We start from the raw sequence: 25,063 nt of genomic DNA, 5'->3' as shown, positions 1-25,063 counted from the left end.
AAAGAAGTCGTCACCATCGAAAATCGCCCTTACGGGCCCCGAAACCTAGAGACTGACGACGCCTATGGTGGAAGTCTGGCCCGGTAGTTCCTATCCGCTCGGTGCGACCTACGACGGTTCCGGAACCAATTTCTCACTCTTCTCCGAGGCCGCCGAACAGGTGGTGCTGTGCCTGTTCGACGACGACGGCGAGGAGACCCGCGTACCACTGGCCGAGTACGACGGCTTCGTGTGGCACGGGTACCTGCCCGGGGTCGGCCCCGGGCAACGGTACGGGTACCGCGTGCACGGCCCGTACGCACCCGAGCAGGGGCTGCGCTGCAATCCGAACAAGCTCCTCACCGACCCCTACGCGAAGGCGCTCGACGGCGACCTGACCTGGCACGAGTCGCTGTTCAGCTACCACTTCGCCGACCCGGCCCGCAAGAACACGGCCGACAGCGCCGAACACGTACCCAAGTGCGTGGTGGTCAGCCCGTTCTTCGACTGGGGCAACGAGAAGCGTCCCAACACCCCGTACCACCAGACGGTGATCTACGAGACGCACGTGCGCGGGCTGACGATGCGCCACCCCGCCGTGCCCGAACACCAGAGGGGGACCTACTCGGGCCTGGCCCACCCCGAGGTCATCGGCTACCTCACCTCGTTGGGGGTGACCGCGGTCGAGCTGATGCCGGTCCACCACTTCGTGCCCGAGCACGCGATGGTGGCCCGGGGGCTCACCAACTACTGGGGCTACAACACCCTGGCCTTCCTGGCCCCGCACAGCGGGTACGCGGCACGCGGTTCGCGCGGGCAGCAGGTGCAGGAGTTCAAGGCCATGGTGAAGTCGCTGCACGAGGCGGGCATCGAGGTGCTCCTCGACGTGGTCTACAACCACACCGCCGAGGGCGACCACATGGGCCCCACCCTGTCCTGGCGGGGTATCGACAACCTGGGGTACTACCGGGTCAGCGACGAGGACCAGCGCTACTACCTCGACTACACCGGGTGCGGGAACAGCCTGAACGTGCGCCACCCGCACTCGTTGCAGCTCATCATGGACTCCCTGCGGTACTGGGTCCTGGAGATGCACGTGGACGGGTTCCGCTTCGACCTCGCCTCCGCCCTGGCCCGCGAGTTCCACGACGTCGACCGGCTCAGCACCTTCTTCGACATCGTGCAGCAGGACCCGGTGATCTCGCAGGTGAAGCTGATCGCCGAGCCCTGGGACGTGGGTCCGGGCGGCTACCAGGTGGGCAACTTCCCACCTCTGTGGACCGAGTGGAACGGCAAGTACCGCGACACCGTCCGCGACTTCTGGCGCGGCGAGCCGGTCAAGGGCGAACTGGCCTCGCGCCTGGCCGGTTCCAGCGACCTGTACCAGGACGACGGCCGCAGACCGGTGGCCTCGATCAACTTCATCACCTGCCACGACGGTTTCACCATGGCCGACCTGGTCTCCTACAACGACAAGCACAACGAGGCCAACGGCGAGAACAACCGGGACGGAACCGACGACAACCGCTCCTGGAACCACGGGGTGGAGGGCCCCACCGAGGACTCCGCGATCCTGGCCCTGCGCCGCAGGCAGGTCCGCAACTACCTCACCACCCTGTACCTGTCGCAGGGGGTGGTGATGCTCTCGCACGGCGACGAGATAGGGCGCACCCAGGGCGGCAACAACAACGCCTACTGCCAGGACAACGAGATCGCCTGGATCGACTGGGAGGGAGCGGGACTCACCGGCGAGTACCCGGGCAACGACCTGCTGGAGTACGTGCGCGAGCTGGCGCGGCTGCGCCGGGAGCACCCGGTGTTCCGGCGCCGCCGCTTCTTCCAGGGCGGCCCGGTGGGGGGCGCACGCGCGGGGTCGGGCGGCCTGCCGGACATCTCGTGGCTGCGCCCGGACGGGTCGACGATGGAGGGCGCCGACTGGAACAGCGGCGAGCGGGCGCTGGGGGTGTTCCTCAACGGGGACGCCATCACCGAACCCGACGAGCACGGGCGCCGTATCCGCGACGGCTCCTTCGTCCTCCTGCTCAACAGCGGCCCGGAGGCCGTGGAGTTCAAACTTCCCGGCACCGAGTACGGCATGGCGTGGGAGACCGTACTGGACACGGCTGATCCGGACGTACGGGAGCGTCCGTTCGTCACGGCGGGCGGCCCCTTGCGGGTGATCGACCGCGCCATGACGCTGTTGCGGCGGGCCTCGCACCGAGGCGGCTGACCGGCCGGGGCGCCGCGAACACCGCTCCCCACGGCGGTGGGGTCCGTGGGGAGCGCGAGGGGCCGGGGACCCGCCACGGGCCCCCGGCCCTGCGCCGCCCCGGAGTGCCGCACCCCTAACCTGGGTGACCATGTCGAGTACACACCGCCAGGGCTCAGCGCCCGAACCCCTCCGCTTCCGCGAACTCCTGCCCGTCCCCGGTGCCGAGGACGTCGACCTGGCGGAGGCCTACGCCTACCCGTTGGGCCTGGACCGGCCCTGGCTGCGCGCCAACATGGTGGCCAGCGCCGACGGCGGCGCGATCGGTCCCTCGGGACGCAGCCGCGACCTGTCCTCGGACCCGGACCGCAGGGTCATGGGGGTGCTCCGGGGCCTGTGCGACGTCGTCCTGGTCGGGGCCGCCACCGCGCGCAAGGAGGGCTACCGGCCGGTGCGGCCGCGCGAGGTGTGGGCGGACCTGCGCGAGGGACGCCCCGCCACGCCCCGCGTCGCGGTCGTGTCGCGCTCCCTGGAGCTCGACGCCGAACTGCTCACCGGCGCCCCCGACGACGCCCGCACGATCGTGTTCACCGTCGCGGACGCCCCCGCCGCGCTCCGGCGGTCCGTGGCCGAGCACGCCGACCTCGTGGTGGTCGACGGGGTCTCGGTGACCCCGGAGCACGTCGTGAACGCCCTGGCCGAACGCGGCCTGTACCGGGTTCTGACCGAGGGGGGTCCGCACCTGCTGGCCGAGTTCGTCGCGGCGGGCCTGCTGGACGAACTCTGCCTGACGGTGAGCCCGCACCTGTTGGGCGCCGGGTCGCCCCGGATCGTCGCCGGCGGCCCGGGAACACCCGGCGGACTGGAGCACGCCTCCGCCCTGAACACGCCCGTGCGGTTGGCGCGCCTCCTGGAGTCCGGGGGCCACCTGTTCACCCGCTACCTGCGCGACTAGGCGGCCGCACGGGTCCTCCCCATAACCGCTCGGTTTCGGCCGCCCCACAATGACGCATGAACCATCCCGCAACCGGACATACCCGTGGTGTGCCTTCCACGGAAGGCGCTGCGAATGGACACACCGCATCGGCGGGGCTCACCGGTGTGGTCCCCTGGGCGAGAGGATGAACGTGGTGCCGACGTCCGAAAACGGGTCCCCTCCCGTCTACCGGGAGATAGCCGAGGAGCTACGGGGACAGATCCGCTCCGGACGGTACGCCGACGGCGACCGCCTGCCCGGGGAGAACACCCTCATGGAGCGACACGGGGTCGCCCGGGCGACCGCCCGGCAGGCCCTGTCCGTCCTCATCAACGAGGGCCTGGCGGTGGCCGTGCGCGGGTCGGGCGTCTACGTGCGGGCGTTCCGACCGCTGCGCCGCCACGGGGCCCGGCGCCTGTCCAAGGAGCTGTGGGGAGCCGGACGGGCCATCTGGCAGACCGACGGCGACACGCGCGGGTACGAGGTGGAGGGCCTGGTCGTGGACGAGGTGACCCCCGGGGACCACGTCCTGCGGGCCCTCGGCCTGACAGCCGGCTCCACGGTGTTGCGGCGTTCCCGGCGCTACCTCGTGGACGGCCAACCGGTGCAGAGCGCCGTCTCCCACCTGTCCCCGCACCTGTGGGCGGGGCGGGAGGACTCCCCCGCCGCCCTGCGCATCCGCGCCGACGACACCGGCCCCGGGGGCGTCTACGCGCGGCTCGCGGAGCTCGGCCACGCCCCGGCCCACTTCACCGAGGAGATCCGCGTGCGCATGCCCACCCCCGAGGAGGCGGTGGAGCTGGCCCTGGGTCCGGGGACGCCCGTCCTGGAGGTCGCGCGCACCGCGCTGACCGCCGGACACCGGCCCGTGGAGTTCAACGAGATCACCATGGACGGTGCGGCGTACGTGCTGCAGTACGACTTCGACGCCTGACCGGGGGCCCTCGACCGGCCCGGGCCCTCTCGTCGTCTCCGGCCGGAAACGACGAGAGGGGTGCCCGTCCGGGCACCCCTCCTCCGCCGACGGACCGGCCTGGCCCCGCCGGTCGCTACCTCGGCACGCCCGCATCCGAACCCCGCGCGCTGGTCACCTCACCCGGAACCTCCGTGAACTGGCCCTCCACCCTCGGACGCACCACGCGGACGGCGGGCCCCTCCGAGGCCTCCCCGAACTCCCCGTGCCCGTGCGGGCGGTCGCGTTCGGCTTCCCGCCCCTGCCCTTCGGACGTGTTCCGGGGACGGCCCCGACGCGAGGCGAAGACCAGGTACGACAACGGGAGGAGGGCGAGTCCCACGGCGACGGCGCCCGCCGCCGCGAAGAACATGGCGTTGGACGACGTCATCGCCCACTGCGCCATGCCCATGCCCAACACGACCGCCACCGCCAGGGCGCCGACGGCGATCGCCGTCACCAGCCCGAACAGCTTGCGGTCCCCCCAGGGTTCCGGACGCGCGTACTCGATCCCGGCGACGGTGGACCGCAGACTGAGCTCGGCGGCCCAGAGCAGCTCCCGACCCACCGCGGCGGCACCGTCCCCGACGGTCCTCGCCCTCGACCGGGTGCCCGCGGTGGCCTGGCTCAGCCACCACAGGCCGTAACGCATCCTGCCCACGCGCAGAGGTCGTCTGTTCACTCCGAGTGCCCGTTCAGCCGTAACAGCCATGTCACCTGCCCCAGTGCACCTCGATCGCTGACCCCTCCATGAGCCCGTACCCGTGCGCTCGGACACCGAACGTCATGGAAGGTGAAGTTAGGGGTATGTGGCGCTTAAGGATGATTTACCTTGTGCGTTGGCATGCGTGACGAAGGTCCGATTTCTTCACTCCGTGTCCCGTGGCAGCACCGGAGCGCGTTTCCGGGTAGCGTCGTCACCATGGCTGACGCATCGGACCAGGCACCGGACACCAACGGCGGGGAGTCCCGCGACTTTCCCCGAACCGACCAGGAGTGGCGCGAGCGCCTCGACGAGCAGGAGTACGCCGTGCTCCGCCTGTCGGGCACCGAGCGCGCCTGGACCGGCGCCTACGTCGACACCACGACCACCGGTGTCTACCGCTGCCGGGGGTGCGGGAGCGTGCTCTTCCGCTCCGACGAGAAGTTCGACTCCCACTGCGGGTGGCCGAGCTTCTTCGACCCGGCCGACTCCGACGCCGTGACCCTGCACGAGGACGCCTCGCTCGGAATGGTGCGCACCGAGGTGCGATGCGCCACCTGCCACTCCCACCTGGGTCACGTCTTCCGAGGGGAGGGGTATGCCACCCCCACGGACGCCCGGTACTGCATCAACTCCGTCGCCCTCACCCTGGAGCCCTCGAAATAGTCGACATGGCATCCTGGTGAAGGGCCCTCCCTCCCACCGGGACGGACCAGGTCCCGAGCCGGACCGATCCCCGTTGCCTCGGGATCGGCGATAATCTCACCAGCGCACCGACGTTCGGCCAGAAGTCGACCGGAGGGCGCGCGCGGCGGGCCCCACCCGGTGACCGCGCACACGCGAACCCGGCCACCGCCGGGTTCACCCCTCACAGCGGTACCCGATGTGCGGGCGACCGACCGACCCGCGACGAAAGCTCTCGATGACCGACGACTCACCCACCTCCTCCGTCTCCCCTCGGCCCCCGGCCAGGCCACGCCTGGGCATGGCCCAGGGTTCGGCCCCCTGGCTGGTCCCGGCGCTCGGTGCGGCGGGAGCCGCCGCCCTGCTCGCCCGTCGATCCCGGGTCGGGGCCGTCGCCGCCGTACCGGTGGTCGCCCTGGCCGCGGGTATGACCTGGTTCTTCCGGGACCCCAACCGTGGTCCGGCGACCGGTCGGGTGCTGTCCGCGGCCGACGGCGTCGTCCAGAGCCTCGACCCCCAGCCCGACGGGCGCATCAGGGTCGCGGTGTTCATGAACCCCCTCAACGTGCACGTCAACCGTGCCCCCCTCGCCGGAGTCGTGACCGGCGTCGAGCACCGCCCCGGGGGCTTCCGCCCCGCCTTCGACAAGGACAGCGAGCGTAATGAGCGCGTCATCTGGACCCTTGAAACCGAGATCGGTGAGATCACGGTCGTTCAAATCGCCGGCGCGATGGTCCGGCGTATCGTCCCGTATCTCGCTGCGGGGCAGAAGGTCGAGCAAGGCGAGAGGATCGGCCTCATCCGGTTCGGGTCACGCGTCGACGTCTACCTTCCGCGTGGGATCGCCCCGGCGGTGGAGGTCGGCCAGAAGGTCCGCGCCGGAGAAACCCGTCTTGACGCCGACTGAGGCCGTCCCCGCCGCGCGGACCGCCTCCGACGCCCCCGGAGAGGCGCCCCGGCTCCGCCTCGGGGTCGCCGACTACCTGACGCTGGGCAACGCCCTGTGCGGGTTCCTCGCGGTGTGGGCGCTGGCCACGGCGCAGGCCGCGCACGTGGCGGGCGGCGCGGCCGGTCCCCTGCCGAAGTCCGCGATGGCCACGGCCGTGGGGCTGTTGATGGTCGCGGCCACCCTCGACGTCCTCGACGGCAGGGTCGCCCGCAAGCTGGGCGGCAGCGGTATGGGCGCCGAACTGGACAACCTCGCCGACGTGATCAGCTTCGGGTTCGCCCCGGCGTTCTTCTTCGTGGTCTGGGGCACCGTCTCGGGCGGCTCCGGGCTGCTGCCGGTGGTGGCGGGCGGCGCTGTGCTGCTCGCCGTGATCGTCCGGCTGGCGCGGTTCTCGTGCCAGGCCCCCGACGCGAACTACTTCACCGGGCTGCCGTGCCCGTTCGGCGCCATGGCCGTGGTGACGATCGTGCTGCTGGACCCGCCGCTGCTGGCCGGGGTCGGGGCCGTACTCCTCGTCTCCTGGCTGATGGTCAGCCGGATGGAGTACCCCAAGCCGCGCGGCAGGCGCGTCTACGCGGTACTGGGCATGCTCGCCACGGGCGTGGCCTTCATCGCCGCCTGGGGTCTGGGCCTGCCCGCCGGTGAGGCGCTGATCTACCTCATGAGCGCCCTGGTCCTGCTCACCATCGTCTCGCTGCCCTTCTACGTGGTCGCCACCCGCCGCGCGGTGCCGCCGCCCGCTCCGCACGCCGAGTAGCCCTCCCAGGAGGACGAGGACGGCCCCCCACCGATCGGTGCGGGGGCCGTCCTCGTCCTCGGCACCGCCTACGGCAGGGAGGCGACCAGCTCGGCCACGCTCTTGCGCCGCCCGGTGTAGAAGGGCAGTTCCTCACGGGTGTGCAGGCGGGCCTTGGCCCCGCGCAGGTGACGCATGAGGTCCACGATGCGGTACAGCTCGTCGGCCTCGAAGGCCAGCAGCCACTCGTAGTCGTTCAGGCCGAACGAGGAGACCGTGTTGGCCCGCACGTCCGGGTACGGGGCCGCCATACGGCCGTGCTCGGCGAGCATGGCGCGGCGCTCGTCGTCAGGCAGCAGGTACCACTCGTAGGAGCGCACGAACGGGTACACGCAGACGTTGTCCCGCGGCTCCTCCCCCGCCAGGAAGGCGGGCACGTGGCCCCGGTTGAACTCGGCCGGGCGGTGCAGGCCCATGACCGACCACACCGGCGTGCTGGCGCGGCCGACCCGGGTGCGCCGGAAGTCGGAGTAGACGCCCTGGAGCTGTTCGGGGGTGTCGGCGACCCACCAGAACATGAGGTCGGCGTCGGCCCGGAAGCCCTGGACGTCGTAGCTGCCCCGTGTGGTCACGCCCTGCTCTTCGGCCTTGTCGAGCAGGCCCTGGAGCTCCTCGGCGGCCGAGGCCCGGTCCACGCCCTCCAGGTCGTCGACCCGGAAGACCGACCACATGGTGTAGCGGATGAGTTGGTTGAGGTCGGTGCCGTCCTGGGCGACGGCCTGGTTCTGCTGCCCCGTCACGGGTTGACTCCTTGCTGGTTCGTTCCGGCGGCGCTCTGGTCGCCGCCGCTGGTACGGCTGTGGTCGGTGAGGGTGTCGGCCAGGCGTGCGGCCTCGTGGCCCGCGTCTGCGACGCACGCGGGGATGCCCACTCCCCCGTAGGCGGCGCCGCACACGCCCAGCCCGGGATGGCGCCGCACGTCGGCGCGGAGGCGTTCGACCCGGTCGGCGTGGCCGACCGCGTACTGCGGCAGGCCGTCGGCCCACCGGGTCACCCTGGTCTCCACCGGAGTCCCGCGCACGCCGGTGACGTGCGCGAGGTCGGCGAGCGCGGTCGCGGCCAGGTCGTCGTCGGAGCGGCTCAGCGCGCCCGCGTCGCCGAACCGGCCGATGGAGCAGCGCAGGACCAGCAGGTCCTCCCCCGGGTTGACCCTATCCAGCTCACGGGCCAGCCAGGGCCACTTGTTGCTGGAGAACGTGGCGGCCTTGATGGTGAGCCCCTCCCCCGCCGGGACCAGGAATCCGGTTCCGGTGAGCGGTCGGGGGAAGGCGGAGGCGGGCAGGGCGAGGGTCACCAGCGCCATGCTGGCGTACTCGATCCGGCGCAGCTCCCGGGTGGCGTCGGGCGCGGTGTCGGCGAGCAGGCGGGCGGCCTCGGCGGCGGGGCAGGCCAGCAGAACCGCGTCGCAGTCGATCGCCTCCCCCCTGGAAGCGTCGTCCGCGCCCTCCAGGCGCACTCTCCAGCCCGAGGGGAGCCGCTCGAGGGAGTGGGCCCGGGTCCCCGTGCGCAGGTCCTCCTGGCGCGCCGCGAGGGCGTCCACGAGGGAGGCGACCCCGCCGCGCAGGGAGGCGAAGACCGGCCCGGAGCTGGTGGGGGCGGCTCCGCGACCCCGCAGACTCGTGCGCACGGCGCTCATCAGGGAGCGGTCCCGCCGGGCCATGGGGGCGATCTGGGGCAGCGTCGAGTCCAGGGAGAGTTCGTCGGCCCTTCCCGCGTAGACGCCCCCCAGGAGGGGTTCGACCAGCCGGTCCACCACCTGGCGCCCCATCCGGGCTCCGACGTAGGCGGCCACCGGCACGTCGGAGCGCACCGGCGTGCGCGGCCACACCAGATCGAGGGCGGCGCGCAGCGTCCCGGCCGGGGAGAGGACCCCGCTGCGGGCCAGCGCGCCCAGGTCGCCGGGCACGCCCATGAGCTGGCCCTTGGGCAGCGGGCGAACCCGCCCGCGGCTGTAGATGGCCGCGCCTCCGGAACCGGGGTGCACCACACGGTCGTCGAGGCCGAGCTCGGTGAACAGGTCCAGGGCCTCGGGACGGCGGGCGAGCACCGCCTCGGCACCGGCGTCGACCGACACTCCGGCCACGGGTGAGGCCCGGAGCTTGCCCCCCGGGGCGTCGGCGGCCTCCACCACCGTGGTGGCGACCCCCCGGCCGTTGAGGCGGTGCGCGGCGGTGAGGCCGGAGACGCCGCCCCCGATCACGACGACATGCGGTGCTTCAGGCATGCCACCAGCTTCCCAGATGCCGCGGGTCACAGTGATCCGACCGCCCCGAAGGGGCCGTTGCGGTCCCGTTATCCGGCGGCGGAAACGGCGCCCGCTCGGGGCACGTCGAACCGGCATGGACACTTCAGCGTTGACACCGTCCCGCGGGGCGCGCACCACGGGTCTGGCCGTCGCCTCCGGGTTGGCCGTCCTGCTGTTGGCCTCCTGCGGGGCCTCCTCCAACAGCGGTGCCGTGCCGGACTCCGTCGGTGCGGCCGCGCCCGAACGGCAGGCGGTCGCCGAGTCGGGGGCCGAGTTCTCGGCCGAGGGGGCCGCCGCCGACACCGACCCGGCCGAGGGCGGTTCCGTCGGATCGGAAGTGGAGGTGGGCGAGCGACAGCTGGTCCACACCGCCGACATGACCGTGCGCGTCGACGACGTCGCCGAGGCCTCCGACCTGGCGAAGCGACACACACTGGACCTCGGCGGCTATGTGGAGTCCGAGAGCCTGTCCACGCCCCGGGACGACCACCCCGAGGGCCTGCTGACCCTGCGCGTGCCCAGCGAGGACTACGAGGACGCGTTGGAGGAGCTGGCCGCCCTGGGCGACCGCTCCATGCTGGACCGGAACGTGCTGGACGTCACCGAGGAGGTGGCCGACGTCGAGAGCCGGGTCGCGTCGTCCGAGACCGCCGTGGAGACCCTGCGCGGCTACCTGGAGCAGGCCGAGGACGTCGACGACCTGCTGCGCGTGGAGAGTGAGCTCCAGCGCCGCCAGGAGGAGCTGGAAGCGCTCCAGGCCCGGCAGCGGGTGCTGGAGAACCAGACCTCGTTCTCGACGGTGCGCCTCACCCTCCAACCCCCCGCCACCTACCTGGAGGAACCGGTCCGGGACTCGGTCGGGTTCCTGGGCGGCCTCGAACGCGGGTGGCGCGCGCTGGTCGGCCTGGGGCAGGGGCTGGCCGTGGCCGCGGGGTGGCTGCTGCCCTTCGCCGTGGTGGTCGCCGTGCTCGGCGCCTGGCCTCTGTGGGTCTGGCGCGGGCGGCGCCGGGCCCGCCGAGCCGAGTCGGCGGAGCCCGTCACGAGCGGGACGGAGCCGGTGCCGGAGACGAAGGGGCGGGAGGAGTCCGAGGAAGCCGCACCGGAGGACGGCCCGGAGGAGTCGCCGCAGGACGCCTCGGAGCGACCGTGACCCGACGCCCCGCGCACACGCGCCGGGGCCCGGCACCCGTGGCGGGTGCCGGGCCCCGGCGCGTGCGGAGCCGACCGAAGGGGTCCTAAGAGGAAGTCTCCTCGTGCACGAAGGCGGTGAGCCGTTCGAGCATGGTCGGGTCGGTGGTGGGCAGCACGCCGTGGCCGAGGTTGAAGATGTGGCCGTCGGCGGCGCGGCCCCGGGCGAGGATGTCGCGCGTGCGGTCGGCGACCACCTCCCAGGGCGCGAAGAGGGTGGCCGGGTCCAGGTTGCCCTGGAGCGCCGTGCCCGGCTGGACCCGCTGGACGGCCTTGTCCAGGGGCACCCGCCAGTCCACGCCCACCACGTCGGCCCCGGCCTCGCTGAGCAGGCTCAGCAGCTCGCCGGTGCCCACGCCGAAGTGGATGCGCGGCACCTCGTACTCGGTCAGCTGTCCGAAGATCCACGAGGTGTAGGGCAGCACGGAGGCACGGTAGTCCTCGGCGCTGAGCGCCCCGACCCAGGAGTCGAAGAGCTGGACCGCGCTGGCCCCCGCCTCGATCTGGACCTTCAGGAAGCCCAGGGTGATGGTGGCCAGGCGGCGCATGAGCTCGTCCCACAGCTCGGGCTCGCCGTACATCAGCGCCTTGGTGTGCTCGTGGTTCTTCGACGGCCCGCCCTCGATGAGGTAGGAGGCCAGCGTGAACGGGGCTCCCGCGAAGCCGATCAGCGGCTTGTCGCCGAGCTCGCCCAGGAGCTGGCCGACCGCCTCGGTCACGTACGGGACGTCGCCGGGTTCGAGCTCGCGCAGGCGCTTGATCCCGCCCGCGTCACGGATCGGCTCCTCGACCACGGGGCCCACGCCCGGCTTGATGTCCAGGTCGATGCCGATGGCCTTGAGCGGCACCACGATGTCGCTGAAGAAGATCGCGGCGTCCACGTCGTAGCGGCGGACCGGCTGCATCGTGATCTCGGTGATCATGTCGGGTCGCGCACACGCCTCAAGCATCGGCACGTCGGCACGGACCCGTCGGTACTCGGGCAGGGAGCGCCCGGCCTGGCGCATGAACCACACCGGTGTGTGGGACACCGGGAGGCGCCGGCAGGCGCGAAGGAAGGGAGATTCTTGAAGCGTCACCCTTGAATCGTGCCATGCCCGTCCCGGTGGTCTCACTCGGATCGCCGAACCCGGGGGGCGGCGACCGCGGAACGATCCGGTCCGGGCGGGGCGAAGCGGACCGGGACGGGCGTCCGGGCGGTCCCAAGATCATCACAAAACACCGACACGCCGGGGGAACTGCGGCCCGGCGCGGTTCCGCCGTGCCACGGTCGGTTCCGTGCCCACCATCACACCATCGGCGGGGCACGTCCCCGACGCACCCCGCCAGGACGCGTGATCACCACCAAACGAAGGCTGACGTTTCCACCATGCCCGATGTCGGTAGCGCCGAGAACGCTCAAGAGACGTTCCGGCGAGCGGTCGAGGCCCTGCGCTCTCCCCTCATCCGCCCCGAGATCACCGTTCGGGAGATCCCCTCACCCCAGCGGCTGGCTCCCCACACAGCCGCCGTGTCCGCCGAGGTCGCGGTCCAGGGCGAGGAGATCGCCTGGGGGCGGCTGATCCTGCTGTACGACCCCGAGGGCACCCGCGACTGGCCCGGCCCCTTCCGCGTGGTCTGCCAGGCCAACTCCGAACTGGAGTCGGAGATCGCGACCGATCCCCTGCTGGGGCCGGTCGCGTGGAGCTGGCTCACCGACGCGCTGGAGGCCCACGGCGCCACCCACCACACCCTGAGCGGAACGGTCACCCGGGCCACCACCGAGGGGTTCGGCACCAAGGCGCACGAGGGTGCCACCACGGAGGTCGAGATGCGCGCCTCGTGGACTCCGGAGTCCGAGGACCTGTCCGGGCACATGAACGCCTGGCTGGCCCTGCTGGCCTCGGCCTCGGGGCTGCCTCCGCTCGACGTCGCCGACATCACACGGCAACGCTCACGCCCCTGACCCGCGCGCGGACGCTCTCCGCGCCCCGGCCCGGGGCGCGGGGAGCCGGTATCACCCGCCGATCCCGAAACGGCCCGTATCTGCGTTCGGTGGCGACAGCGCATACCGTAGTGGTGTGGCGAACGCGTTGAACTCCAAGACAGACCCCCGCGAACCCGACGACGACGCGGAGAGGGCGCCCCTCCTACGGGAACCGCGCGAGGGCCTGCCCGAGGTCACCTCCGACGCGGACGCGCTCGCCGGGGTCATAGCCGCCCTGAGGGCGGGCACGGGTCCCGTCGCCGTGGACGCCGAACGCGCCTCGGGCTACCGGTACGGGCAGCGCGCCTACCTGGTGCAGTTGCGTCGGGAGGGTTCCGGGTCGGCGCTGGTCGACCCGATCGCCTGCCCCGACCTGAGCGGGGTGAACGAGGCCGTGGGCGACACCGAGGTGGTGCTGCACGCCGCCCACCAGGACCTCCCCTGCCTGACCGAGGTCCACCTGCGCCCCCAGCGGCTGTTCGACACGGAGCTGGCGGGGAGGCTGCTGGGCTACCAGCGGGTCGGACTCGGGTTCATGGTGGAGCGCCTGCTGGACGTGCGCCTGGCCAAGGAGCACTCGGCGGTGGACTGGTCGCAGCGGCCCCTGCCCGAGGACTGGCTCCGGTACGCCGCACTGGACGTGGAGATCCTCATCGAGCTGCGGAACTCGTTGGAGACGGAGCTGACCGAGGCCGGAAAGCTGGAGTGGGCCCACGAGGAGTTCGAGTCCGTGCTGGCCGCCCCGCCCAAGGAGCCCCGCGCCGACCCGTGGCGCCGCACCTCCGGCATACACAAGGTGCGCAACCAGCGTGCGCTGGCCGCCGTGCGCGAGCTCTGGTACGAGCGCGACCGCATCGCCCAGGAGCGTGACATCTCGCCGGGCAGGGTGCTCCCGGACGCGGCGATCGTGGAGGCGGCGACGACCATGCCGCGCGGTACGACGGACCTGACCAAGATCCGCCAGTTCGGGATCAAGTTGGCGCGCCGGTACGTGACCACGTGGATCAAGGCGATCAACCGGGCCCGGGACATGCCCCAGGCGGAGCTGCCGCGCCCCAACGCCCCCGGGGACGGGCCGCCCCCGGTGAACCGCTGGGCCGACCGCGCGCCCGAGGCCGCGCGACGCCTGGAGGCGGCGCGGGCGACCGTGACGCGGATCGCCGAGGACGTCGTGATGCCGACGGAGAACCTTCTGCTGCCGGACGCCGTCAGAAGGTTGGCGTGGGCCCCGCCGACGACCGTGGACCCGGACTCGGTGGGTGAGTTCCTGAGGTCGAGGGGCGCGCGGAACTGGCAGATCGGTCTCACGGCGGAACCGCTGGCCACAGCGTTGCGGGACGCCGAAAAAGGGTGATCCCTACCCTCTTCATCCACTTTGAACCCAGACGTGACTGAACTCACCCCCACACAGGGGCGGTTCACGCCTGTTCCATAGCCCGCTGTCCGATTAAGTTATAGAAACGTGCCCTGAGAACTCGGGGCCGCTTCCTCAACGGGTGTGTACCGAACCGTGGGCCCACAAGGCTCCCGGCTCGTGTGATCAGGGAAATGTGGTGAGTCTGCTTGTCGTTCTGGCGTGCGTTGCTACGCGAGGCGGGGTTGACGCGTTCTGCCGAGGTCGAGTCGACCGAGGCCGCCATGCCCGTCTCCGAGGATCGGATCGACGAACCCGCCGCCGTGCCCCAGCAGGTGTCGGCTCCGGCGGGCGCGGCGGCCGAGGGCGTCGGGGAGCGGTCGATGCCCCAGCGCACGGCCACCGCCGCCAAGGCCCCCTCGGCCGGGATGCGCGCGGCGTCGCTGGAGCGCACCCTCCAGTCCCTGGTGGAGCGTCTGGGCACCGAGCACCCCGACACCATCACGGCCCGCAACAACCTGGCCACCAAGTACGCGCAGATGGGTCGCCGTCAGGCCGCCGTGCAGCAGTTCGAGTTGGCCCTGGGCGAGGCCGTGGCCGTGTACGGCGAGGACCACCCGCGCACCGAGATCATCCGGGAGAACCTGGCCTGGGCACTGGAGGACGTGGGCTGCCCCGCCGACGCCGCCTCCCAGTGGGAGATCCTGCTGGGCCAGCGCGAGAGCCAGTTCGGCCCGGCCGACGAGGACACGGTGGAGGCCCGTATGCGCCTGGCCGTGTGCTACCGGCGCAGCGGCCGGGTGGACGCCGCGGTGGCCCACTACGCGCGGGCCATCGAGGACGTCGCCTCGACCGAGCGTCGTGAGGAGCTGCGGCTGGGCATGAGCGCGGCGCAGAGCACGGCGGGCCGCTACGAGGAGGCCGTCTCCCAGCTGCGCATGGTGCTGGCCGGGCGCCGCCGTCGCCTGGGCAAGGGCCACCTGGACACCCTCGCGGTGCACCACCGGCTGGGCCGCGCCTACACGCAGGCGGGCCGCGCCGACGAGGCGGTCGAGGTGCTGCGCGAGGCCTACCGCGTGGCGCTCAACTCCTCGGGCGACCCCGAGGTGCGCCGACTCACCATGCGCCTGCGCCGCGACCTGGCGGGCGCCTACAACGCCGCCGGGCGCCACCGCGAGGCCAACGCGCTGCTCTGACCGAGGCGCGCACCGACACGGGGCGGGGCCGGGAACCCAAGCGGGGTTCTCCGGCCCCCTCGCGCGTCCGGGCCGGTCACGGGTGTGCGAGGGTCCCGCGGGGGAAGGAGCCCGCCGTGCGCGAAAACGGCTCGCGCGCGTCCGCGTGTCCTGGCAGTATCCGTCCGTCGTCCCCGCCGTCCCACCAGAGAGAGCCATGCGCGAACTGAGCCACGAGGAGATCCGCTCCTCGTTCGTCAACTGCCCCAAGGGCGAGACCCAACGGTTGACCCTCCCCACTCCCCTGCCGCCGCTGGACTGGGAGGACACCGACTTCCTCGGCTGGATCGACCCCAAGGCGCCGGGCCGCGCCTACCTGGTGGTCGACTCCGGGGAACACCCGCTCGGGATCGCCCTGCGGCTGCCGACGGGGAACCGCAAGGCGAACTTCTTCAAGTCGATGACCTGCTCGTTCTGCCTGACCGTGCACCCGGCCGGGGGCGTGCGGCTGTTCAGCGCGCCCAAGCCGGGCAGGGCGGGGAGGCAGGGCGACACGGTGGGCCTGTACGTGTGCGCGGACCTGGCCTGCCCGCTGTACGTCCGGGGCAAGCGTGAGTCCGCGCTGATCCAGCCCGCGGAGACCATCACGCGTGAGGAGCGTGTCCAGCGCCTGCGCCTGAACGTGCACCGCTTCGCCTCCTCCTTCCTCTCACTCGACGGCTGATCCCGGCGCGGGGGTGTCGGACGCCGTCGCCGCCACGGAGACGGCCGGGGGCTCCGGGCTCTCCGGACGCTCCAGGCTCTCCGGGCGCTCCGGGGCCAGGAGCTGCCCCGCGGCCAGGTCGCGGTAGAGGGAGTCGTTCTCGACCAGTTCGGCGTGGGTGCCCGCCGCGCGGACCCGCCCGGCCTCCAGGACCACGATCCGCTCCGCGCTGGTGACCGTGGACAGCCGGTGCGCGACCACGATCACGGTGGTCGTGCGGGCCGCCGCCAGCATCGCCTCCTTGAGGGCGCCCTCGTTGGCGGCGTCCAGCTGCGAGGTCGCCTCGTCCATGAGCAGGAGGCGGGGGCGGCGGAGCAGCGCGCGGGCGATGGCCACGCGCTGGCGCTCGCCGCCGGAGATGGTCACGCCCCGGTGGCCGATCGGGTGGTCCAGCCCCTCGGGCAACCGCTCGACCAGGTCGGTGAGGCGGGCGGTGCGCACGACCTCGGCCACCTCCTCCTCGGTCGCGTGCGGGGCCGCCATGGTGAGGTTGGTTCGCAGGGTGCCGTCCAGGACGGGCGCGTCCTGTTCGACGTAGCCGATCTGGGAGCGCAGCTCCTCCAGCGGCCAGTCGCGGACGTCCCTGCCGTCCAGGCGCACGCTGCCCGAGGTGGCGTCGTAGAAGCGCTCCACCAAGGAGAAGACGGTCGTCTTCCCTGATCCCGAGGGGCCGACCAGGGCGGTCAGACCCGGCCCGGAGGCCCCGAGGCTCACCCCGTGGTGTACCGGCGCCAGGTCGGGCCGGTAGCGGAAGGTGACGTCGGTGAGGGTCAGTTCGGCGGGACGGGCGGGGCGTGGACCGGCGGGGGCGGCCCCGGGGTCCTCCTGACCGAGGTCGGCGACCTCGTCGATCCGGCGGACGGCGGCCAGACCGGTCTGGAGTTCGGTGGCCGACTGCACCAGAGTGGTGATGGGGTCCATGAGGTAGAAGAGCAGCAGCAGGAAGGCGATGAGCGTGGACACGCTCAGGGTCCCCGCCGCCACCATGCCGCCGCCCACGCCCAGCACCACGAGGAAGCTGGTGTTGACCGCGAGCATGGCCAGGGTGCCGGACAGCGCCGTCCATCCGGCGACGGAGACGCCCCTGCGCCAGGCCTCCACGGCGGCCGCGTCCAGGCGGTCGATCTCGGCCCGTTCGGCCGAGGAGGCCTTGACGGTGCGGAAGGCTCCGAAGACGCGCTCCAGGAGCGAGCCCATCTCTCCCAGTGCGACCTGCGCGGCCTGGGTGGCGCGGCCGATCCTGGGCAGCACCACCCCCATGAGGAGACCGACCACCACGATCATCCCCAGAGTGATCAGGAGCAGTGTCGGGCTGAGCACGCCCATCACGACGATGCCTCCGACCAGCAGGACCGTACTGGTGAAGAGGTGGGTGATGCCGCTGGTGGCGACCGAGCGCAGCAGGGTGGTGTCGGCGGTGAGGCGGGAGACGAGGTCGCCCGGTCTGAGCCGGTCGAGCTCGCCCACGCGCAGGCGGACGAGGCGGCCCACCAGGGTGCGGCGCACGGCGAGCACGACACTCTGACCGGTGCGTTCGAGGACGAAGGAGCCCAGGGCCCCGACGACGGCCCCGACGAGCACCACCCCCAAGAGGAGGAGCACCGGACCGGTGACGCCGACGCCTTCGCCCAGGGCGTCGATCACGTACTTGGCCATGAGCGGCTGGACCAGGCCGGTCGCCCCGCCGAGGAAGGTGAGGAGGCCGCCGCCGACGAGCGTGCGCCAGTACGGCCGGGCGTACGCGCCCAGGCGCCGCAGCGGTGCCTTGGGCGCCCGCCGGAGCAGTTCGCGGTGGGCCGTGTCCGGTGCTGGCATCGTCTTCCCCGTGTTCCTCTCGCCGTACCTCCTTTGAGGGAACCGTGTCGACCGGTACGGTCACAAGCGCCGAAAGTAGGGCGCGCGTCCGACTTCGGACGTGATCGGCCCCGCCGCTCGCACTATTTGTTACCGGCGAGTAGCATGGGCGCATACAGTCCACCCAACGCTTGGAGAAGGAGGGGCCATCGTGTCGCGAACTGCCCGCGATGTCGTGTTTGTCGATGGGGTCCGCACCCCGTTCGGCAAGTCAGGCAAGGGCCTCTACGCCGAGACGCGCGCCGACGACCTGATCGTCCGCGTCATCCGCGAACTGATGCGCCGTAACCCGGGCCTGCCCCCGGAGCGCGTCGACGAGGTCGCCATCGCCGCCACCACCCAGATCGGCGACCAGGGCCTGACCCTCGGGCGCACCGCCGCGATCCTCGCCGGGCTGCCGCGCAGCGTCCCCGGTTACTCCATCGACCGCATGTGCGCCGGCGCGCTCACCGCCGCCACCACCGCGGGCGCGGGCATCGCCTTCGGCGCCTACGACGTCGTCATCGCGGGCGGCGTCGAGCACATGGGCCGCCACCCCATGGGCGAGGGCGTCGACCCCAACCCCCGCATCATCTCCGAGAAGCTGGTCGACCCGTCCGCGCTGGTCATGGGCAACACCGCCGAGAACCTGCACGACCGGTACCCGACCATCACCAAGGAGCGCGCCGACGCCTACGCGGTACGCAGCCAGGAGAAGGTCGCCAAGGCCTACGCCGACGGCAAGATCCAACCCGACCTCGTCGAGACCCTGGTCCGTTCCGCGGAGAAGGGCTTCGGCCTGGCCACGCAGGACGAGCCGCCCCGCCCCGGCACCACCATGGAGTCGCTCGCCGGGCTCAAGACCCCGTTCCGCGCGCACGGCAACGTCACCCCGGGCAACGCCGCCGGTCTCAACGACGGCGCCACCGGCACCCTGCTCATGGCCGAGGAGGTCGCCGAGGAGCTGGGCCTGGACGCCAGGATGCGCCTGGTCGACTTCTCCTTCACCGGTGTGGAGCCCGAGGTCATGGGCGTGGGCCCGGTCCCGGCCACCGAGAAGCTCTTCGCCCGCCAGGGCATCACCATCGACGACGTCGGCCTCATCGAGATCAACGAGGCCTTCGCCGTCCAGGTGCTCGCCTTCCTGGAGCACTTCGGCATCGCCGACGACGACGCCCGCGTCAACCCGTGGGGCGGCGCCATCGCCGTCGGCCACCCGCTGGCCTCCTCCGGCGGCCGCCTCATGATGCAGCTCGCGCGCCAGTTCGCCGAGCGCCCCGACGTCCGCTACGGCATCACCACCATGTGCGTGGGCCTGGGCATGGGCGGGACCATCCTGTGGGAGAACACCAACTACGAGGGGGGCAAGTGAGCACCGCCATCGACCAGGCCCGGGAACTGTTCAAGGACGAGGTCGTCACCAACGCGATCTCCCGTGACGTCGAGCTCCCCTACGGCGCGGGCACCGCTGTCCTGATCACCCTGGACAACGGGCACGACCACACCAAGCCCAACACCTTCGGCCCCGCCGGCCTGCTGAGCCTGGACGCCGCGATCGAGGCCGCCAAGGCGCGTACCGACATCGTGGCCGTGGCCGTCACCGGCAAGCCGTTCATCTTCGCGGTCGGTGCCGACCTCACCGGCGTCCCCGCGATCCGGACCCGCGAGCAGGCCGAGGCCATCGGCAAGCTGGGACACGACACCTTCCGCAAGCTCGGCGAGCTGGACGTGCCCACCTTCGCGCTGGTCAACGGCGCGGCCATGGGCGGCGGCGTCGAGGTGGCGCTGCACTGCACCTACCGCACCGTCTCCTCGGGCGTCCCCGCGTTCGCCCTCCCCGAGGCGTTCCTCGGCCTGGTCCCCGGCTGGGGCGGCACCTACCTGCTGCCCAACCTGATCGGCGCCGAGAAGGCCCTCAAGCTGATCGTCGACAACCCGCTCGCCCAGAACAAGATGATCAAGGGCAAGCAGGTCTTCGAGATGGGGATCGCCGACGCGATCTTCGAGCCCGCCGACTTCGTCGAGGAGTCCCTGCGCTGGGCCGCGAGGGTCGTCAAGGGCGACCTCACCGTGGAGCGCCCCGAGGTCGACAGGGGCGAGGCCTGGGACAACGCGGTCAACATGGCCCGCTTCGTGGTCGAGGGCAAGCTGCACGGCGCCGCCCCGGCCCCGGCCCGCGCCGTCGAGCTGGTCGCCGCCGCCAAGACCGCCACCCGTGACGAGGGCTTCGACGCCGAGGACCAGGCGCTCGCCGACCTCATCATGAGCGACGAGCTCAAGGCCGGACTCTACGCCTTCGACCTCGTCCAGAAGCGGGCCAAGCGGCCCGCGGGCGCCCCGGACAAGTCGTTGGCCCGCAAGGTCACCAAGGTCGGCGTCGTCGGCGCCGGTCTGATGGCCGGGCAGCTGGCCCTGCTGTTCGCGCGCCGCCTGGACGTGCCGGTCGTCATGACCGACCTGGACCAGGACCGCCTGAACAAGGGTGTGGACTACGTCCACGGCGAGGTCGACAAGCTCCTCAAGAAGGGGCGCGTCAACCAGGACAAGGCCAACCACCTCAAGGCCCTGGTCACCGGTTCCCTCACCAAGGACGCCTTCTCGGACGCCGACTTCGTCATCGAGGCCGTCTTCGAGAAGATGGAGGTCAAGCAGCAGGTGTTCGCCGAGGTGGAGGCCGTGGTCTCCCCCGAGGCGATCCTCGCCACGAACACCTCCTCGCTGTCCATCACCGAGATGGCGTCGAAGCTCCGGCACCCCGAGCGGGTCGTGGGCTTCCACTTCTTCAACCCCGTCGCCGTCCTGCCGCTGCTGGAGATCGTGCGCGGCGACCGGACCGACGACGCCTCCCTGGCCACCGCGTTCGCCACGGCCAGGAAGCTGAAGAAGACCTCGGTGCTGTGCAAGGACGCCCCGGCGTTCGTCGTCAACCGCCTGCTGACCCTGTTCATGGGTGAGGTCCTGGGCGCCGTGGGCGAGGGCACCGAGCCCGAGGCGGCCGACCGAGCGGTCGCGCCCCTGGGCCTGCCGATGTCGCCGCTCATGCTGCTCCAGCTGGTCGGTCCGGCGGTGGGTCTGCACGTCGCCGAGACCCTGCACGGGGCGTTCCCGGAGCGCTTCGCGGTCTCGCCGCAGCTGGAGGCCGTGGTCCGGGCGGGCAAGACGGCGATCTTCGCCCCGGACCTGACCATCGACCCCGAGGTGAAGGAGCTCCTCAAGGGCGGGGACTCCCCCTCCGAGGAGAAGGAGATCCTGGACCGGGCCCTGCGCGCCCTGGCCAAGGAGATCCGGATCATGCTGGACGAGGGCGTCGTGGCCGAGGCCGCCGACATCGACCTGTGCCTGATCACGGGTGCGGGCTGGCCCTTCCACACCGGTGGCATCACCCCGTACCTGGACAAGGTCGGTGTGTCCGTCGAGGTCAACGGCAAGCCGTTCCACGAGGGCGCACCGAAGGCGTTCTAGGTCCTCCGGCCGCCGAGGGCCCGGTCTCCTGTGCGGGGGCCGGGCCCTTGCGCGTGTTCACCCTCGGAGGATCTGTACCCGAACCGCGCGTACCGGTCGGTAACCCTCCGTAGCGTTCGATCCGTGGCCATCTCCCCTGAACACCAGATCTACTCCGAACTGTTCGCGGACGCCCCCGACATGGCGGCGGGCTTCCTGCGCGAGCTCGGAGTGGAGGTACCGGACTACGACCGCAGTGAACTGACCTCCTGCGACCTCGGACACGTCGACCCGGTCGAGCGTCGATCCGACGTCGCGATCCTGCTCCGGGGCCCCGCCGGAGACGACCCCCACGGCAAGCTCATGGGCATCGTCGTGGAGGTCCAAAGAGACGAGAAGGAGCGCAAGCGCTTCACCTGGCCCGAGTACGTGGCCGCACTCCGCTCCAAACACGAGTGCCCGGTGGCGCTGCTGGTCATCTGCCCACGGCAGAGAGTGGCCGACTGGTACACCGAACCGATCCCCCTGGGGCACCCCGGTTTCGTGCTCGACCCGATCGTTCTGGGGCCCCGGGGCATCCCCGTGGTCACCGACCCCGGGGACGTGGGGGAACGACCGACCCTGGGCGTCCTCTCCGCGGCCGCCCACGGAACCCGGGAGCCCGACGTCCTGACGGCCCTGCACAGCGGCCTCGACCACATCGACCGGGAAACGGCCGCGAAGTATATTGGATACGCGCTGCACCTGCTTTCCGGCGGCAAGGGCCAGGCGGCCCTGGAGGAGTTGATGATGACGGAGACCTACGCCTACACCAGTGAGTGGACCGAGCGCCTCAGGGCCGAGGGCGAAGCAAGGGGCGAGGCGCGGGGAGAGGCGCGGGGAGAGGCGCGGGGCCTGACCAAGGGCGCGGCCGCGGCCAGGGCCGAGGACATCCTGCGCATCCTCGAGGCACGGGGCGCGACCCCCACCGACGAGCAGCGGGAGCGCGTCGAGGGGTGCCGGGACCTGGCCCTGCTCGACGTCTGGTTCGACCGCGCCCTGCGCCTCACCCGGGTGGACGAGCTCTTCGAGGGCTGAGGGCCGGCCGGCCCGAACGTAGACTGCGGCCATGAACGAGGCGAGTACGTGGGTCTCCCCCCTGTGGGGGCTGACCGGGTTCCGACTGATCAAGCTCGGCGAACTCCTCCAGGCGACCACGGCGTCCGCCTTCGAGGAGCTGGAGGTCAGCCCGCGCCAGTTCCACGTGCTCGCCGCCACCGCTTCCATGGCCGACCCCTCCCAGCGGGAACTGAGCCGGGCCCTGGGCATCGACCCCAACGTGATGGTCGGCGTCATCGACGAACTGGAGCGGCTCGCGCTGGTCGAACGCGTGCGCAACCCCCGCGACCGCAGGCGCTACATCGTCACGCCCACCCCCAGGGCCAGGGAGGCCCTGGAACGGGCGCGCGCGGAGGCCGAACGGCTGGAGCGGGAGTTCTTCTCCGAACTGGACGACGGGGAGCGCGCCGCGCTGCACGAACTGTCCGGCCGCCTGGTGGCGGCGCACCCCCGGGTCACCAAGACCTCCTAGTCAGTGGCCCAGCCCCCACCGCTCGTGGACACGGCGCAGCGGCGCCGGGGCCCACCAGTTCGCGCGACCGGCCAGGCGCATGGCGGCCGGGACCAGTACGCCGCGGATCAGGGTGGCGTCGACCAGGATCACCGCCGCCATCCCCACCGCGAGCATGATCAGGTAGAACACGCTGGAGGTCGCGTACACCGCGAAGGAGGCGGCCAGCACCACGGCGGCGGCCGTGACGAGCGGGCCGCTGCGCTGGAGTCCGGCGGCGACCGCCGTCGTGGTGTCGCCGGACAGGTCGTACTCCTCCTTGATCCTGGCCAGCATGAACACCTCGTAGTCCATGGACAGGCCGAAGGCCACGCAGAACATCAGGATCGGGAAGGTCACCTCCAGCGTCCCGTTGGCGGTGAAGCCCAGAGCATCCGACAGGTTCCCCTCCTGGAACACCCAGACGATCACTCCGAACATCACCGCGAGGCTGAGCACGTTGAGCACGATCGCCTTGAGCGGGAGCAGCAGGCTCCCCGTCATGAGGAACAGCAGCGCGAACGTGACCGCCAGGACGGTTCCCACCACGAGGGGCACCCGTTCCAGGAGGGCGTCGCCGAAGTCGGTGAGATCGGCGGGGTAACCGCCGATCCGCGTGTCGCCGGGCGCGGGCACGTCGCGCAGGCGGTCGACGAACCCGGACGCGTCGTCCAGCGCGGCCGTCGTGGGCACCACCGAGAACCAGGTGGCCCCGCGCGCGCCGAAGCGCTCCGCCGCCGCGCCGGGCGGGGCCGTGTGCCGGCCGTCCTGGTAGGTGCCGGTGCGCGCGTCGACCTGGGCGGAACCCGCCACCCGTGAGAGGGCGGCCGCGTACGCGGCGACCTCCTCCGCCGAGGGGTCCGGGGCGTCGACCAACACGTGCACGGCGTCCATCTCCTCCTGGGAGAACCCCGCCTCGATCTGTTCCTGGACGTCACGACTGGAGTGGCCTTCGGGAAGGACGCGCGCGTCGGGGAGCCCGATCCGGGCTCCGAGGGCGGGCAGGGCCAGCAGCAGCACCAGGCCGAGCGCGGGGGCACCGTACAGGAGCGGGCGCCGTGTCACGCGCAGCGAGGCGGTGTGCCACCAGCCCCGGTCGGCCCGGGGTTCCCTCCGGGGGCGCACCCGGTGGCCCACCAGTGCCAGGGCGGCGGGCAGGACGACCAGGGCGGCGACGACGGAGGTCAGGACCACGCCGACCCCCGCGTAGGCGAAGGACCGCAGGAACGGGAAGGGGAAGAGGACAAGGCTGGAGAGCGCGATGGCGACGGTGAGGCCGCTGAACACCACGGTGCGCCCGGCCCGGGCCACGGCGAGCTCCACCGCTTCGGGGACGGCCCGCCCCCGGGCCAGCTCCTCACGGAACCGGGTGATCACGAACAGGCCGTAGTCCACACCGAGGCCGATCCCCATGACGAGGGCGAGGTTGGCGGCGAAGGTCGACACCTCGGTGAGGGCGGCCGCCCCGCGCAGCAGGGCGAGGGTGGTGACCACCGAGAACACGCCCATGGCCAGGGTGAGGGCGGCCACCCACACTCTCCGGTAGAGCAGCAGTAGGAGGGTGAACACCAGCGGCAGGACGATGATCTCGGCGCGCACGAAGTCGCTCTGCGCCTGGGCCGCGGCCTGGCGGAAGATCTCGTCGCCTCCGCCGACCTCCACCCGGATCACGTCGTCGGAGCGCGTGAGGTCGGGTGAGATGTCGGCGAGCGCGGTGCGGGCCTCGGTGACCGTACCCGACATGCGGGCGGTGACCAGGGCCTGGGTGCCGTCGTCGGAGCGCATCGCGGGTGAGCTGTCGCGGGACCAGTAGGAGGCGGTCTCGGCGACGCCCTCCCGGGCGGCGAGGTCCCGTTCGAGGGCGGTGGCGGCCGCCACGACGTCCGGGGAGTCGACGGTCCCCCGCTGTGCGGTGACCAGCAGCAGGAAGTGGTGCTTGCCCGTGCCGAACCCCTCCTCCAGGGCCTGTTCGACCCGGTGGGATTCGGAGCCAGGGCTCTCGAAGCGGCTGAGCTGGAGCCGGTCGAGGGTGCCCGCCGCCAGGACAGCGGAGACGACGCCGACGGCGGCGGCGAGCAGCAGCACGCGCCCGGCGAGCCGCGCCACCGCCCGGCCGAGCCGGGTCAGGAGCGGAGGGGGCGGGGGTGTGACAGGGGGCGTCGTGAGGGGTGGGGCGGCCAAGGCTTCTCCTGGAGAGTGCGTGTGGCGCCGGGTCAGGTGCACCGATCCCTATTGATAGAGCGAACATATCGTATGTCTTGA

Annotated in this window: 20 protein-coding genes and 1 pseudogene; 15 read left to right on the top strand and 6 right to left on the bottom strand. The window is 72.0% G+C overall.

The annotated features are described in order from the left end of the window. The first annotated feature begins 64 nt into the window (after positions 1-64). The 3 genes from glgX to ACFYL4_RS13480 all read left to right on the top strand — a co-directional run bounded on the left by glgX (position 65) and on the right by ACFYL4_RS13480 (position 4,098). Positions 65-2,209 (top strand): glycogen debranching protein GlgX, encoded by a 2,145-nt coding sequence (gene glgX / locus ACFYL4_RS13490; RefSeq protein WP_387518526.1) that lies wholly within the window; start codon positions 65-67, stop codon positions 2,207-2,209. 130 nt (positions 2,210-2,339) lie between these two features. Then, on the top strand, positions 2,340-3,143 hold the full coding sequence (locus ACFYL4_RS13485) for a pyrimidine reductase family protein (protein WP_387518525.1): 804 nt from the start codon (positions 2,340-2,342) through the stop codon (positions 3,141-3,143). 166 nt (positions 3,144-3,309) lie between these two features. Then, complete coding sequence (locus ACFYL4_RS13480; RefSeq protein ID WP_387518524.1) at positions 3,310-4,098, top strand: GntR family transcriptional regulator; 789 nt, start codon at positions 3,310-3,312, stop codon at positions 4,096-4,098. Between the two features lie 301 nt (positions 4,099-4,399). Here the strand turns inward: ACFYL4_RS13480 and ACFYL4_RS13475 are convergent. Further along, positions 4,400-4,777: pseudogene (locus ACFYL4_RS13475) on the bottom strand (hypothetical protein); the annotation flags it as partial. Between the two features lie 261 nt (positions 4,778-5,038). On the opposite strand from ACFYL4_RS13475, the gene msrB reads away from it, so the two are divergent. From msrB to ACFYL4_RS13460, 3 genes are all read left to right on the top strand, one after another. Next, positions 5,039-5,485, top strand: a complete 447-nt coding sequence (gene msrB / locus ACFYL4_RS13470) for a peptide-methionine (R)-S-oxide reductase MsrB (protein ID WP_387518523.1) — start codon at positions 5,039-5,041, stop codon at positions 5,483-5,485. A 256-nt stretch (positions 5,486-5,741) separates the two neighbouring features. After that, entirely contained in the window at positions 5,742-6,410 is a 669-nt protein-coding gene (locus tag ACFYL4_RS13465) for a phosphatidylserine decarboxylase (protein ID WP_357764368.1), read from the top strand. Then, positions 6,397-7,209: a CDP-alcohol phosphatidyltransferase family protein gene (locus ACFYL4_RS13460; RefSeq protein ID WP_387518522.1), complete on the top strand. Its 813-nt coding sequence runs from the start codon at positions 6,397-6,399 to the stop codon at positions 7,207-7,209. The genes ACFYL4_RS13465 and ACFYL4_RS13460 overlap by 14 nt, the downstream gene beginning before the upstream one ends. Positions 7,210-7,277: 68 nt before the next feature. Here the strand turns inward: ACFYL4_RS13460 and hemQ are convergent, their stop codons facing one another. Together hemQ and hemG are read right to left on the bottom strand one after the other, a co-directional pair. Then, on the bottom strand, positions 7,278-7,988 hold the full coding sequence (gene hemQ, locus ACFYL4_RS13455; RefSeq protein ID WP_357764373.1) for a hydrogen peroxide-dependent heme synthase: 711 nt from the start codon (positions 7,986-7,988) through the stop codon (positions 7,278-7,280). Continuing rightward, the gene (gene hemG, locus ACFYL4_RS13450) at positions 7,985-9,472 is read right to left on the bottom strand and encodes a protoporphyrinogen oxidase (RefSeq protein ID WP_387518521.1); all 1,488 of its coding nucleotides are present in this window, start codon (positions 9,470-9,472) and stop codon (positions 7,985-7,987) included. The genes hemQ and hemG overlap by 4 nt, the downstream gene beginning before the upstream one ends. A 130-nt stretch (positions 9,473-9,602) precedes the next feature. On the opposite strand from hemG, the gene ACFYL4_RS13445 reads away from it, so the two are divergent. Further along, positions 9,603-10,643 carry a DUF4349 domain-containing protein gene (locus ACFYL4_RS13445; RefSeq protein ID WP_387518520.1) on the top strand — a complete coding sequence of 347 codons (1,041 nt, stop codon included), beginning with the start codon at positions 9,603-9,605 and terminating at the stop codon, positions 10,641-10,643. A gap of 85 nt (positions 10,644-10,728) precedes the next feature. Here the strand turns inward: ACFYL4_RS13445 and hemE are convergent, their stop codons facing one another. After that, positions 10,729-11,697 carry a uroporphyrinogen decarboxylase gene (hemE, locus tag ACFYL4_RS13440; protein WP_387518630.1) on the bottom strand — a complete coding sequence of 323 codons (969 nt, stop codon included), beginning with the start codon at positions 11,695-11,697 and terminating at the stop codon, positions 10,729-10,731. A 353-nt stretch (positions 11,698-12,050) separates the two neighbouring features. Here hemE and ACFYL4_RS13435 point away from each other — a divergent pair, with 353 nt between their 5' ends. The 4 genes from ACFYL4_RS13435 (at position 12,051) to ACFYL4_RS13420 (ending at position 15,900) form a co-directional block, all read left to right on the top strand. Further along, positions 12,051-12,626, top strand: a complete 576-nt coding sequence (locus ACFYL4_RS13435; protein WP_357764384.1) for a DUF3000 domain-containing protein — start codon at positions 12,051-12,053, stop codon at positions 12,624-12,626. Between the two features lie 127 nt (positions 12,627-12,753). After that, positions 12,754-14,001 (top strand): HRDC domain-containing protein, encoded by a 1,248-nt coding sequence (locus tag ACFYL4_RS13430; RefSeq protein ID WP_387518629.1) that lies wholly within the window; start codon positions 12,754-12,756, stop codon positions 13,999-14,001. A 209-nt stretch (positions 14,002-14,210) separates the two neighbouring features. Next, positions 14,211-15,197, top strand: a complete 987-nt coding sequence (locus ACFYL4_RS13425; protein ID WP_357764387.1) for a tetratricopeptide repeat protein — start codon at positions 14,211-14,213, stop codon at positions 15,195-15,197. Positions 15,198-15,393: 196 nt separating this feature from the next. Further along, a complete protein-coding gene (locus tag ACFYL4_RS13420; RefSeq protein WP_357764390.1) occupies positions 15,394-15,900 on the top strand; it encodes an FBP domain-containing protein in 507 nt (168 codons plus the stop codon). Here the strand turns inward: ACFYL4_RS13420 and ACFYL4_RS13415 are convergent. After that, a complete protein-coding gene (locus tag ACFYL4_RS13415; protein ID WP_387518519.1) occupies positions 15,886-17,754 on the bottom strand; it encodes an ABC transporter ATP-binding protein in 1,869 nt (622 codons plus the stop codon). The two genes, ACFYL4_RS13420 and ACFYL4_RS13415, sit on opposite strands and share 15 nt — an antisense overlap. Before the next feature lie 214 nt (positions 17,755-17,968). On the opposite strand from ACFYL4_RS13415, the gene ACFYL4_RS13410 reads away from it, so the two are divergent. From ACFYL4_RS13410 to ACFYL4_RS13395, 4 genes are all read left to right on the top strand, one after another. Continuing rightward, positions 17,969-19,144, top strand: coding sequence for a thiolase family protein (locus ACFYL4_RS13410; RefSeq protein WP_387518628.1), 1,176 nt, complete (start codon positions 17,969-17,971; stop codon positions 19,142-19,144). Beyond that, positions 19,141-21,234 carry a 3-hydroxyacyl-CoA dehydrogenase NAD-binding domain-containing protein gene (locus tag ACFYL4_RS13405; RefSeq protein ID WP_387518518.1) on the top strand — a complete coding sequence of 698 codons (2,094 nt, stop codon included), beginning with the start codon at positions 19,141-19,143 and terminating at the stop codon, positions 21,232-21,234. Before ACFYL4_RS13410 ends, ACFYL4_RS13405 begins: the two co-directional genes overlap by 4 nt. Positions 21,235-21,357: 123 nt before the next feature. Beyond that, positions 21,358-22,290, top strand: coding sequence for a hypothetical protein (locus ACFYL4_RS13400; RefSeq protein ID WP_387518516.1), 933 nt, complete (start codon positions 21,358-21,360; stop codon positions 22,288-22,290). A gap of 31 nt (positions 22,291-22,321) precedes the next feature. Continuing rightward, the gene (locus ACFYL4_RS13395) at positions 22,322-22,783 is read left to right on the top strand and encodes a MarR family transcriptional regulator (protein ID WP_357764400.1); all 462 of its coding nucleotides are present in this window, start codon (positions 22,322-22,324) and stop codon (positions 22,781-22,783) included. On the opposite strand, the gene ACFYL4_RS13390 is transcribed toward ACFYL4_RS13395, so the two are convergent. Next, entirely contained in the window at positions 22,784-24,982 is a 2,199-nt protein-coding gene (locus tag ACFYL4_RS13390) for an MMPL family transporter (protein WP_387518515.1), read from the bottom strand. Positions 24,983-25,063: the final 81 nt, after the last annotated feature.

The sequence above is a fragment of the Nocardiopsis sp. NPDC006938 genome (assembly GCF_042869555.1).
Lineage (GTDB): Bacteria > Actinomycetota > Actinomycetes > Streptosporangiales > Streptosporangiaceae > Nocardiopsis.
Note: the sequence above shows the minus strand (reverse complement) of the source record. Positions and strands in the feature narration are given on the sequence as shown.